Source organism: Parabacteroides sp. Y3-G-102 (assembly GCF_023656845.1).
In the GTDB taxonomy this organism is placed as follows: Bacteria; Bacteroidota; Bacteroidia; order Bacteroidales; family Tannerellaceae; genus Parabacteroides; species Parabacteroides distasonis.
On record NZ_JAMOKU010000011.1, the window covers coordinates 102,145 to 114,872 of the forward strand.

General features: G+C 46.0%; 12 protein-coding genes. 9 read left to right on the forward strand and 3 right to left on the reverse strand.

Annotation, left to right across the window (positions count from 1 at the left end):
• The first annotated feature begins 32 nt into the window (after window positions 1–32).
• Together NBH16_RS07495 and ybaK are read left to right on the forward strand one after the other, a co-directional pair.
• The gene (locus NBH16_RS07495; protein WP_009017877.1) at window positions 33–2,159 is read left to right on the forward strand and encodes a Tex family protein; all 2,127 of its coding nucleotides are present in this window, start codon (window positions 33–35) and stop codon (window positions 2,157–2,159) included.
• A gap of 3 nt (window positions 2,160–2,162) precedes the next feature.
• Window positions 2,163–2,645: a Cys-tRNA(Pro) deacylase gene (gene ybaK / locus NBH16_RS07500; protein WP_005856380.1), complete on the forward strand. Its 483-nt coding sequence runs from the start codon at window positions 2,163–2,165 to the stop codon at window positions 2,643–2,645.
• 124 nt (window positions 2,646–2,769) lie between these two features.
• On the opposite strand, the gene NBH16_RS07505 is transcribed toward ybaK, so the two are convergent.
• A complete protein-coding gene (locus NBH16_RS07505; RefSeq protein ID WP_008771908.1) occupies window positions 2,770–3,174 on the reverse strand; it encodes a lipocalin-like domain-containing protein in 405 nt (134 codons plus the stop codon).
• Window positions 3,175–3,333: 159 nt separating this feature from the next.
• On the opposite strand from NBH16_RS07505, the gene NBH16_RS07510 reads away from it, so the two are divergent.
• The 6 genes from NBH16_RS07510 (at window position 3,334) to NBH16_RS07535 (ending at window position 9,008) form a co-directional block, all read left to right on the forward strand.
• Complete coding sequence (locus tag NBH16_RS07510) at window positions 3,334–3,915, forward strand: HdeD family acid-resistance protein (protein ID WP_005856375.1); 582 nt, start codon at window positions 3,334–3,336, stop codon at window positions 3,913–3,915.
• 95 nt (window positions 3,916–4,010) lie between these two features.
• Window positions 4,011–4,847 carry a helix-turn-helix domain-containing protein gene (locus NBH16_RS07515; RefSeq protein ID WP_005868251.1) on the forward strand — a complete coding sequence of 279 codons (837 nt, stop codon included), beginning with the start codon at window positions 4,011–4,013 and terminating at the stop codon, window positions 4,845–4,847.
• A gap of 275 nt (window positions 4,848–5,122) precedes the next feature.
• The gene (locus NBH16_RS07520) at window positions 5,123–5,968 is read left to right on the forward strand and encodes a prephenate dehydratase (RefSeq protein WP_008771907.1); all 846 of its coding nucleotides are present in this window, start codon (window positions 5,123–5,125) and stop codon (window positions 5,966–5,968) included.
• On the forward strand, window positions 5,943–7,121 hold the full coding sequence (locus NBH16_RS07525) for a pyridoxal phosphate-dependent aminotransferase (protein ID WP_009017874.1): 1,179 nt from the start codon (window positions 5,943–5,945) through the stop codon (window positions 7,119–7,121). The genes NBH16_RS07520 and NBH16_RS07525 overlap by 26 nt, the downstream gene beginning before the upstream one ends.
• 34 nt (window positions 7,122–7,155) lie before the next feature.
• Window positions 7,156–8,226: a bifunctional 3-deoxy-7-phosphoheptulonate synthase/chorismate mutase type II gene (locus tag NBH16_RS07530; RefSeq protein WP_005868246.1), complete on the forward strand. Its 1,071-nt coding sequence runs from the start codon at window positions 7,156–7,158 to the stop codon at window positions 8,224–8,226.
• A gap of 8 nt (window positions 8,227–8,234) precedes the next feature.
• Window positions 8,235–9,008, forward strand: coding sequence for a prephenate dehydrogenase (locus tag NBH16_RS07535; protein ID WP_005868245.1), 774 nt, complete (start codon window positions 8,235–8,237; stop codon window positions 9,006–9,008).
• Between the two features lie 22 nt (window positions 9,009–9,030).
• On the opposite strand, the gene NBH16_RS07540 is transcribed toward NBH16_RS07535, so the two are convergent.
• The gene (locus NBH16_RS07540; RefSeq protein WP_034527476.1) at window positions 9,031–10,410 is read right to left on the reverse strand and encodes an MATE family efflux transporter; all 1,380 of its coding nucleotides are present in this window, start codon (window positions 10,408–10,410) and stop codon (window positions 9,031–9,033) included.
• 85 nt (window positions 10,411–10,495) lie between these two features.
• Window positions 10,496–11,059 (reverse strand): Crp/Fnr family transcriptional regulator, encoded by a 564-nt coding sequence (locus NBH16_RS07545; protein WP_010182830.1) that lies wholly within the window; start codon window positions 11,057–11,059, stop codon window positions 10,496–10,498.
• A 319-nt stretch (window positions 11,060–11,378) separates the two neighbouring features.
• Between NBH16_RS07545 and NBH16_RS07550 the strand changes: the two genes are divergently transcribed.
• On the forward strand, window positions 11,379–12,725 hold the full coding sequence (locus tag NBH16_RS07550; protein WP_005856341.1) for an MATE family efflux transporter: 1,347 nt from the start codon (window positions 11,379–11,381) through the stop codon (window positions 12,723–12,725).
• Window positions 12,726–12,728 lie beyond the last annotated feature (3 nt).

A 12,728-nucleotide genomic window follows, 5' to 3' on the forward strand; every position in this document is an offset into this window, starting at 1 on the left:
ATATTTGTACTCCAATTCTAAGAAAACTAGATATGACAAACGTATTTCACACGCTTATAGCCCGTTTTCTACAAATTCCGGAAGGACAAGTGGAACGGACAATCGGGCTCTTGAACGAAGGCGCTACCATACCTTTTATAAGTCGTTACCGGAAAGAGGTGACCGGAGGATTAGACGAGGTGCAAATCGGTGCCATCAAAGATCAACTGGATAAACTGACGGAACTGAGCAAACGAAAGGAAACGATCCTCGCCACGATAGAAGAGCAAGAGAAACTTACTCCCGAGCTCCGGAAACGCATCGAGGAGTCTTGGGATAGCACCGAGATCGAGGATTTATATCTCCCTTACAAACCGAAACGGGTCACCAAGGCGGAGATCGCACGCCGGAAAGGACTGGAGCCCTTGGCTAAGATCGTTATGATGCAAAACGAGAATAACCTATCCGCACGCATCAAGAGTTTTATCAAGGGGGAAGTGAAAAACGCCGAAGAAGCCTTGCAAGGGGCACGGGACATTATCGCCGAATGGATCAACGAGAACGAATCGGCACGTAACACCGTACGTAACTCTTTCGCTCATACCGCCATGATCACATCCAAAGTGATCAAGGGGAAAGAAGAGGAAGGCGCCAAATACCGGGATTACTTTGATTTCAGCGAGCCTTTGAACCGGGCCAGTTCCCATCGCTTATTGGCTCTCCGACGGGGAGAGGCGGAAGGTATCCTTCGTGTAAGTATCTCTCCCGACGCAGAATCTTGTCTGGATCGCTTGAACCGGCGTTTCGTAAAAGGTCGTGGAGAGGTTTCCGAGCAAGTGGCTACAGCTGTCGACGATTCTTTCAAACGCCTGCTGAAACCCTCTATCGAGACGGAGTTCTCCAACCAGAGCAAGGCGAAAGCCGATGAGGAGGCGATCCGGGTATTTGCCGAGAACCTCCGGCAATTGCTGCTCGCTCCTCCCTTGGGACAAAAACGGGTATTAGGCGTAGACCCCGGCTACCGTACCGGATGTAAGTTGGTCTGTCTGGATGCGCAGGGGAATTTACTGCATAACGAAGCGATCTTCCCGCATCCGCCCCAGAACGAGAAGGGCAAAGCCGCCGCTAAGGTCGCCCAGTTAGTAGCCACTTACGCCATAGATGCCATTGCCATCGGTAATGGTACGGCCAGCCGTGAGACCGAGCAGTTCATCACGAATATACGATACGACCGCAAGGTACAAGTGTTCGTAGTCAGCGAAAACGGAGCCTCTATCTACTCCGCGTCCAAGATCGCTAGGGAGGAGTTTCCCGAATACGACGTCACGGTACGCGGAGCTGTCAGCATCGGTCGCCGGCTGATGGACCCTTTGGCCGAGTTGGTCAAGATCGACCCGAAGAGTATCGGTGTCGGCCAATACCAGCATGACGTAGAGCAAAACGCCTTGAAAAAGAGTCTGGATCAAACCGTGGAGAGTTGCGTGAATTTAGTAGGTGTAAACGTGAATACGGCGAGCAAGCATTTGCTGACTTACATCTCGGGATTAGGCCCTACGCTAGCGCAAAACATCGTGAATTACCGGGTGGAGCACGGACCCTTCACTTCCCGGAAAGAACTGATGAAAGTCCCCCGTATGGGAGAGAAGGCTTTCGAACAAAGCGCTGGATTTCTACGGATACCCGACGGAAAGAACCCGTTGGACAACTCGGCCGTACACCCCGAGAGCTACCCGATCGTCGAACGGATGGCCAAGGACCTAAAATGCTCGGTAGCCGACCTGATCACCGACAAAGCGCTTAAAAAGAAACTAAAACTAACGGACTACCTTACGGATAAGGTCGGGATGCCTACCTTGCTTGATATCATGGAGGAACTGGATAAACCGGGCCGTGATCCCCGCCAAACGATCCAAGTATTCGCGTTCGATCCTACGGTGAAAACGATCGAGGATTTGAAAGAAGGGCAAGTATTGCCCGGTATCGTGACCAACATCACCAACTTCGGTTGTTTCGTCGATGTAGGAATCAAGGAAAACGGGCTTGTCCATATCTCCGAGCTGGCGGATCGTTTCGTAAGCGATCCTACCCAAGTGGTCTCCATCCATCAGCATGTCAAGGTGAAGGTTCTAAGCGTAGACCTATCCAGAAAACGTGTTCAATTATCCATGAAAGGGATCTAAACGATGAAAGAGAAGATTAATAAGACAAACGTGGCGCGCCTGCTGGACAAGGCTAAGATCGCCTACCAGCTCGTGCCTTATGAAGTAGACGAGAATGATCTGAGCGCTACGCATGTAGCGGAGCAGCTAGGGGAAGATATCGCCCAAGTATTCAAGACCTTGATCTTACATGGCGATAAGAGCGGTTATTTCGTATGCGTGATCCCCGGAGCGGACGAGGTGGACTTGAAAAAGGCGGCCAAGGTATCCGGGAACAAGAAATGTGAGATGATCCCCGTGAAAGAGTTGTTACCGCTTACCGGTTATATCCGGGGAGGATGCTCGCCTATCGGCATGAAAAAGCATTTCCCTACATATATCCATCCTACGGCATCCGGCTTCGATAAGATCTATGTAAGCGCCGGACAACGAGGCTTGCAGATACAGATAGCCCCCGCCGATTTAATCAAGGTGGCACAAGCTATAGAAGCGGATTTGATCGCATGATCTAACATCGCTGAGAGTACTTCGTAAGAAGTACTCCAGTACTCCGCAAAGAGTATCGCAGTACTTCTTAGGGAGTACTGGAGTACTCCTTATGAGGGACTGAGATCAAACAGCACATGATATCTTAGAATTTCTTAAACGTATACGTTCTTCCTTCGCAGCTCATTACCAGATTCGTCACAGATGACTGCTCGATCGTGAAAGTTTGTTTAGGTGAGGTCCAATCCGTATAACGCATGAATTGTTCCAAAGGCGTACCTCCATAATTGACCAACTCCAGATCCAGTCTCGTATCTCCCTCCAACGTCTTATAACCGAAATTCGTACGATATACGTCCTTTGCCGGGTCATATAATTGGTACTCGAACAAAGAGGTCTGGAAGTTATACCAAACCGTATCCACCGTCTGGACCACCCCATTCGCCTCTACGGTTTTCAATTGCCATTTCCCTTCCAGCTTATGTTCCACCTTATTACAAGACACCAACGCCACGACAAAACAAGTTATCGCTATCAAATTTTTCATCATAATCCTCGTACTTATATACCTATATTGATTTGAAACGTCAAAGAAAAGAATTAATTTCCAAAGGACAAAGTTTTTAAGGATATCCTAGCCACAAATACCCAGAACTTTTTCTTCCTTCCCTTTGTTAATTGGATAATTACAATACAAATATTATCCAATATGAAAACATTTATTGATAAAATGGATTATGCGGTCAAGAATTGGTGGTTGTCACTATTGGTCGGACTGCTTTACATCATCGTCGCTATTTATTTAATGTTCGCGCCATTGGCGAGCTACGTAGCGCTTAGTATCTTATTCAGCGTCTCTATGTTCGTAAGCGGCTTGTTCGAGATCGCTTTCGCCTTGGCGAACAAAAAGGGTATCAGCAGTTGGGGATGGTATTTGGCCGGAGGTATTATCGACTTGATCTTAGGTATATTCTTGATGGCAAGCCCGGGACTTAGCATGGAGGTGCTTCCGTTTGTCTTGGCATTCTGGCTTATGTTCAGAGGCTTCTCGGCAACCGGTTACTCGATGGACCTGAAACGATACGGTACACGGAACTGGGGTTGGTACATGGTCTTCGGTATCTTGGCTATCCTTTGCTCCATCGGTGTTATCTGGCAACCCGCCCTAGGGGCCTTCACGTTGGTTTACATGATCGCTTACGCCTTATTAATAATAGGTATATTCCGTGTCATGCTATCCTTCGAACTGAAAAGCTTGCATAAACGGAATAAGGAAGCACAAGCGGAATAAGTCTGATTCAAGGATTAATTGGTCTATTTTTAAATTAAGAAGTGAATCAACAGCACTTTTACTACTTTTGTGTTCGATCATTAATAAAATAACGGATGAACGCAAACTTACCACAATTAGATTTGCCCCGGGATTATGTCGTAGGAAACGACATTACCGAGGCAATCTTAAACTTTTACAAGCAGACTTGCCGGTTAAAAGCAGGTATTTTCGCTTTATGCGTTGAAGGAAATTTAAGGGCATCCATCAACTTGACAGAGTACACTTTGAAACCGAATGATTTCATCACCTTGATGCCGGGAAGCATTATTCAGTTCTGTGAGCAGAAAGAGAGTTTCCGCCTTTCCTTTATAGGATTCTCATCCGAGTTCATGGACTGCGTGAACATGATAAAGTCTACGATGAGCGCCTTACCTACTATCTACGAGAATCCGATCATATCACTGAGTGAGGACCGGGCGGACTTCATTAACGATTATTTCCATTTGCTAGAGCGGGTACAAGCGAAAGAGAAATCCATAAACAGGGAGATGGTGAAACATATCCTGCTTACCATGATCCATGGGATCAGCGATTTGTATCAAGGGAAATCATGGCCTAACAAGATAACGACCCGTAGCGACGAGATCCACAAGAAATTCATCCAACTGGTGATGAAGAATTATACCTCAAAGCGGCAAACGGCTTTTTATGCCAGCCAACTAAGTATTTCTCCCCAGCACCTCTGCATGATCATCAAGCAAAAGACCGGACGTTCCGTATCCGATATCATAGCCGATATGATAATCATGGACGCAAAATCGCAATTGATGGCTACGGACTTGACTATCCAAGAGATATCTTACTCCTTGAACTTCCCGAATGTATCCTTTTTCGGTAAGTACTTTAAACGGTACGTAGGCGTATCTCCACAGAAGTTCAGAAACAGTTAAGATAAAATTTAAATGTAACAGAAAAAAAATATCACTTTTTGCTTGTAGTTTCCAAAAAAGCGTTACTTTTGCTGCGTATTTAAAAACAAACAGACAATGAATCGATTTAGCTTTACATATTACTTTTATTACTTTTACTTTAGCAGAGTAAAGGCAGGAGTTTGTATGTAAAGCGTTGATGATTGAATATAAATATCAATAAAATATAAAGTCCTGCCGGTTTCGGTGGGACTTTTTTTGTTTGTAACAGTTTAGAGTAAAAATAGAGAAACAAGATGAAAAAGAAAGTAGCAATACAGGGAATAGCCGGTTCGTATCACGACATCGCCGCCCGTAATTATCATGAAGGTGAAGAAATAGAAATCATCCCTTGCAATACGTTTCGGGATGTTATCACGACGATCAAGAAAGACCCTTCCGTACTGGGCATGATGGCCATCGAGAATACGATAGCGGGAAGCCTCCTTCAAAACCATGAGCTGATCCGTGAAAGCGGGCTGAGCGTCACCGGCGAGTATAAGCTACGTATCTCCCATTCCTTAGTAGCGCTTCCGGGAACCTCGATACACGAGGTAACAGAGGTCAACTCCCATCCGATAGCGTTGATGCAATGTACCGATTTCCTCGATACTCTGCCCAACGCCAAGGTGGTAGAGAAAGAAGATACCGCCATGAGTGCCCGGTGGATCTCGGAAAACCAACTGAAAGGACATGCGGCGATATGCGGGAAACTGGCTGCCCAGATCTACAAGATGGAAGTCCTTGCCGAGGGGATCGAGACTAACAAACGGAATTTCACCCGCTTCCTCGCTATAGCGGACCGCTGGACGGCGGATGAGATGCTTCGAGGAACCGATAAAAACAAATCCTCTCTCGTATTCGCTCTTCCCCACACCTCCGGCAGCCTTTCCAAAGTCCTCTCCGTTCTCTCTTTTTACGACATGAATCTTTCTAAAATACAGTCCTTGCCTATTATCGGGCGTGAATGGGAATACTTGTTCTACATCGACCTTACTTTCACGGATTTTACCCGTTACAAACAAGCATTGGACGCTATCAGACCGTTAACAAAAGACTTAAAAATATTAGGCGAATATGCAGAAGGAAGACAAAGTGTGTAACATTACACCCGCTAACCGTGTAGGTAGCGTACAGGAATACTACTTCTCCAAGAAACTGAAGGAAGTAGCCGAGATGAACGCCGCAGGCAAGAACGTCATTAACCTTGGCGTAGGCAGCCCCGACCTTCCACCTTCGGAACAGACCATCGAGACGTTGTGTGAACATGCCCGCAAAGCGAACGAGCACGGTTATCAGCCGTACGTGGGTATACCGGAACTGCGTAAGGGATTCGCCGACTGGTACAAGACGTGGTACGACGTAGACTTGGACCCGAAAACAGAGATCCAACCGCTCATCGGCTCCAAAGAAGGTATCTTGCATATCTCGCTGGCATTCTTGAATCCGGGGGATGGCGTACTGGTTCCGAACCCGGGATATCCGACATATAGTTCCGTCAGCAAACTGGTAGAGGCCCGTTTGATCCCTTACGAGCTGAAAGAGGAACTGGGATGGCAACCGGATTTCGAGGAACTGGAGAAAATGGATCTTTCCAACGTAAAGCTGATGTGGACCAATTACCCGAATATGCCCACCGGGGCGAACGCTAGCGTAGAGCTATACGAGAAGCTAGTGGCCTTCGGCCGGAAACACGGTATTATTATATGTAACGATAACCCGTATAGCTTCATCTTGAATGAGCATCCGCTAAGTATCTTAAGCATACCGGGAGCCAAAGAGATCTGTATAGAGATGAACTCCATGAGTAAGGCTCATAATATGCCGGGTTGGCGTATGGCGATGCTGGCTTCCAACGCCCAATTCGTCCAATGGATACTGAAGGTAAAAAGCAATATCGACTCCGGGCAGTTCAAGCCGATGCAATATGCGGCGGTAGAGGCCCTAAGCGCAAAGAAAGACTGGTACGATAACATGAATCGTGTCTACCGTAGCCGCCGGGACCTTGCCGGACAAATCATGCGTACTTTGGGATGCGAGTACGACGAGAACCAAGTAGGTATGTTCCTTTGGGGACGTATCCCCGACTCCGCCGAGAGCGGCGAGGCAATCGCCAACAAGGTGCTATACGAGGCAAACGTATTCCTTACGCCGGGATTTATCTTCGGTAGCCGTGGCGAGCGTTATATCCGTATATCCCTTTGCTGCAAGAACGAGACTTTAGAAGAAGCCTTGAAGAGAATTGAGAATTTATAACTGAAAATTGAAAATTAAAATATAGATCACAAAGATGGAAATGAAGATTGAACCGTTAGCATTACCGGGAGTTGACACACAACGTCCTATCGTAATCGCAGGCCCTTGTAGCGCCGAGACAGAAGAGCAAGTGTTAGAAACAGCCCAAGGATTAGCCTCCAGAGGCGTTAAGATATTCCGCGCGGGTATTTGGAAGCCTCGTACGAAACCGGGTGGATTCGAGGGCATCGGAGCCGAGGGATTGGCTTGGTTGAAGAAAGTGAAAAAAGAGACCGGCATGCTGGTATCTACCGAGGTAGCGACTAAAGATCATGTATTCGAGGCATTGAAAGCCGGTATCGATATCCTTTGGATCGGAGCACGTACGACGGTAAACCCATTCGCTGTCCAAGAGATCGCCGACGCGTTAAAAGGGGTTGATGTACCTGTCTTGATCAAGAACCCGGTTAACCCGGACTTGGAGTTGTGGATCGGAGCGTTCGAGCGTTTGTACGGAGCGGGCATTCATCGTTTGGGTGCTATCCATAGAGGTTTCAGCTCATACGACAAGAAGATCTACCGTAACCTTCCGTTGTGGCATATTCCTATCGAGCTTCGCCGCCGTATGCCGGACCTGCCTATTTTCTGTGATCCTAGTCACATTGGTGGTAAGCGTGAGTTGGTAGCCCCACTTTGCCAGCAAGCGATGGACTTGAGTTTCGACGGCTTAATCGTAGAGTCTCATTGTAACCCGGATTGCGCATGGAGCGACGCTTCCCAGCAAATCACCCCGGATGTATTGGATTACGTATTGAACCTATTGGTGATCCGTGACGTAAACCAGACTACCGAGAACCTGACCGCTCTTCGCCGCCAGATCGATGGTATCGACGAACAATTATTGGAACTTTTGGCTAAACGTATGCGTATCTCCAAGGAGATCGGCGTTTATAAGAAAGAGCACAATATGCCGATCTTACAGTCTCCCCGCTACAGCGAGATCTTAGAGAAACGCTCCAGCATGGGTGAACAAATGGACCTGAGCCCGGACTTTGTAAAGGAGATCTTGAAGGAGATCCATGAGGAATCCGTGCGCCAGCAAATGATTATCATGAACGAACAATAATTTATAAGATGAAAATATTGATTTTAGGCGCAGGAAAGATGGGTTCTTTCTTCACCGACCTGCTTAGTTTTGATCATGAGGTAGCCGTATTGGAGAAAGATCCGAAACGTATGCGTTTTATCTATAACGCCCTTCGCCTACAAAACCCGGAAGAGGTTAAGGATTTTAATCCCGAGTTGGTCATCAACTGCGTGACGTTAAGTTACACGATAGAGGCTTTCAAGGCCGTAATGCCTTACTTGCAACCGTATTGCATTATTTCCGATATCGCTTCCGTGAAGACTTATTTAAAGGAGTTTTATGAGACATGCGGTTTCCCGTATGTCTCCACTCACCCGATGTTCGGACCGACATTCGCTAATCTGGGACAACTGGAGAAAGAGAATACGATTATTATCTCCGAGGGCGATCATCTGGGCAAGATCTTCTTCAAGGATATTTATTCCAGCCTCCGCCTGCATATCTGCGAATACACGTTCGAGGAGCACGATAAAGTGGTAGCCTACTCACTAGGTATCCCTTTCGCCTCCACTATGGTATTTGCCGCTACGATGAAGCATCAGGATGCTCCGGGTACGACGTTCAAACGCCATATGAAAATCGCCCGCGGCCTTCTGTCCGAGGACGATTATCTATTGACCGAGATCCTTTTCAACCCCCGTACCCCTCGCCAAATCGAACGGATACAAGAGGAATTGCATATCTTGCAAGAAATCATCAAGGATAAGGATTCCGAGAAGATGAAAGAGTATCTGACGAAGATACGGAAGAATATCGAATAAGAAATTAAGAGGGTTGTGCTGATTAATTTTTCAGCACGGCCTCTTTTAAAAGTTCTCTCCTTACCAACATAAAGGAGATAAATAACGTACACAACTCCGCCACCGGTACATTATACCAAATACTTTGGATGCCGAATAAAGAAGGATAAACGATAATACCAAAGGTTACGAATACCAAGCTACGCAGCATAGAGATAACAACCGACAGCTTAGCGTTGCCGATAGCCGTGAAATAACTGGAGGCCAATATATTCAGCCCACTCATCAAGAAGGTGAAGCAATAAATCGTTATGCCGTAATTAGCGATCGCCAAAGCGTCCAAAGCCTCTCCTCCCTTAAAGAAAAAGGACGTGATCTGTTGCCCGAAAAAGAATAAGATGGCGAATAACGTTATACCTATCATAAAATTAACACGCCCTGCTAATCTCAGCACTTTCTCGATCCGGTCCAATCTTCCCGCCCCGAAATTATAACTGATAATCGGTATAATTCCATCGGATATCCCTAAAAATACCGTGGTGGCGATAAACAGGATATAGTTAATCGCCGTAAAGGCGGCGACTCCATCCTCTCCTAAATATCGCATCATCGTTATATTGAACAAAAAAATCGTGATTCCGGCAGATAGCTCGGATATTCCTTCCGAAGAGCCATTGTATAACGCATTCCAGACCAAAGGCCAACGGAAACGTCCTCTTTGTACCGCTACGACTTGCCCTCGCTGGAACATCCGGGGAATATTGAACAGCGCTCCCAAGGTAAAGGCCAAGCCTGTAGCCAATCCCGCCCCCTTAATCCCTAAACCCATTACCGGGATAAACAAAAGATCCAGACCGATATTAATCAACACCGTACTTCCCATTACGATCATGGCATAAAGCGGATGCCCCATCGCCTTAATCATATAATCTCCTAAGAACATCAATGATAATAAAGGGAAAAACGGGACAAGGGAACGAATATAGTCCACGGCTCCCGTAACCAATACGTCATTCGCACCTAACATACGGGCGATATCTCCGGCGAATATATAAATCAACCCGCTAATCAAAACGGATATTCCTCCAAGAAACAAGAACGAAGTAGTTATAGCGTTATTCGCCTCTTGCCGATCCGAACGTCCGAGGTTTATACCGATCAAGGTCTGACACCCTACTCCTATCACGATAGACAAAGCCGTCATCAAACTATAGCAAGGTAAGATCAGATTCACGCTGGCCAAAGCGTTCGCCCCGACAAACCGCCCTAATATCACACCATCGATCACCGACTGAATCCCGAGGAATAATAGGCCGGCTACTCCCGGTATCGTATATTTCAGAAATAGTCTTGAAATCTTTTGGGTTAGTAAACCACGCTCCAACTCTTGGCGATGGATCGCCTTTTCTCCACTCATTTTCATATTATCCACTTCACGTTTTTAACGACGCAAAGATATGGCTATTGAAAACAAGAAAAATTACCCTATGATAAATAATGACTTTTCCCTATTTTTTTACAGAAGCACGGATACGGCTCAATGACTGTGGGGTTATCTGTAAATAAGAGGCGATATGTTTCAAGGGTAGTTTCAAGATCAAGTCCGGACGGGTTTTCAGCAATGACTCATATTGTTCACGAGCTTCCATCCAACTATCGTTTATAAAATAGTTCTCATATTCCCGAAGATAGTAATCTTGTATTTTCAACCCCCAATTGGCCAACTCAAGGGAGCTCCGGCATAGGTAATCCAATTTCGTTTTCGGTATTCTCAATAATGTCGTATTCTCCACCATTTGAACATTATAGGCGGAGATATCCCGATAAACAAAATTGATCACCTCGCTATCTGAGGCGAACCATAACGAGATATCTTTCCCCTCACGCTCCACGAAAGCCCGGACCAATCCGGTTTTCACGAACCAAACAAACGGATCTCTTTCTCCCTCCCGGATCGATAATTCTCCCTTAGCAAAAGAAACCTCTTTCATTTCTTCCAACAACTGCCCCACGATCTCATCTGATAAAGGAGACACCTGCCTTAATTGTTCTACGAACTGATCCATAATCATTCATTTATCTTATAACCGTAAAGATATAAAAAAAGTGCGATCCCAAAAACAAAGGTAATTTTGAAGGTTTGCGGATTCCAGTGATTTTACGTAATTTTGCACCGCTAAATCTAAGAAGAGGTATGAGCTGTAAATTCGAATATTATTTTTTTACGACTAAAAGCATCTTGTTCGTCCATTGGACTACGAGAGGTTCTACCGTATCCGCACCCTATTCCTTCTAATTTATCTTTACATTTTCATTTAGAACAACTCTATCGTATATCCGGTATATACGATCAAGGATTTTTACACCATCATTAATAACAGAACAATACATATGTACAATAGAATAGCGGGTTACAAACAATATTATAAATCCTTAGTAATGCTAGGGGTACCTATCATCATCGGACAATTGGGGGCTATCATCACCGGATTGGCAGACACCATCATGGTGGGACAGCACAGTACGGAGGAACTAGCGGCGGCATCGTTCGTCAATAATGTAATAAATGCGTTTATCATAATGGGAACTGGATTCTCCTATAATCTTACCCCGCTGATCGGACAGAATTTAGCGATGAATAAAAAGATCGTGATCGGAGGCTGGCTCAAAAACAGTCTGGTTGCCAATATGACTACCACCTTATTATTGATAGCCGTCTTACTGGGGATTTACCTAAACCTAGACTCTTTAGGCCAACCCGAAGAACTCTTGCCATTGATAAGACCTTATTTCGCAGTCTCATTAGTCTCGATCCTATTCGTAATGCTTTATAATTCATTCCGTCAATTCGTGGAAGGCATAGCCAACCCATCCATATCCATGTGGGTCCTATTGACAGGGAATCTGCTGAATATCATCGGCAACTATATCCTCATTTACGGAAAATGCGGAATGCCGGAACTCGGACTGCTCGGGGCAGGTATAAGCACCTTTATCTCGCGTATCATCATGCTATTGCTTTTCATCGCCGTATTCATGCTGCGAACCGACTATAAGCCTTACCGGAAAGGTTTCACCCATATTCGTATCAATAAGCAGAGTTGGAGAAGGCTGAATTCCATAGGCTGGCCGATCAGTCTACAACAAGGCTTGGAAGCGGGAACATTCTGCGTCACCGCCATCATGGTGGGTTGGCTGGGTAGCCTTGAGCTTGCCGCCCATCAAATAGCCATTACCATATCAACGATCAGTTTTACCATCTATTTAGGTCTTGGAGCCGCCGTAGCGATTCGTACCAGTTATTATAAAGGGGCGAACGACTGGTATATGGTGCGTAAGATCACCATTGCCGGGCTTCATCTAGGGCTTATTGTCGTTTGTATTGTCTGCACCACCTTATTCATGACCCAATCCTGGCTTGGATTAATATTTACGGATAATCTTCATGTCAACGCAATCGTGAAGACACTACTCCCCATATTGATGCTCTATCAAATAGGAGACAGCGCACAAATCATTTTAGCGAACTCCTTACGAGGGCTAGCCGACGTGAAAGCGATTATGTGGATCTCGTTTCTCGCTTATTTCATCATAGCCATACCTGCCGGATATCTATTGGGATTCACGTTCCATTGGGGTATCGCCGGGATTTGGATGGCTTACCCATTAGGCTTCTTATGCTCTGTATGCCTGCTGGGATACCGGGCGAAAATGCAGGTAAAATCGCATCTCGCCTAATCC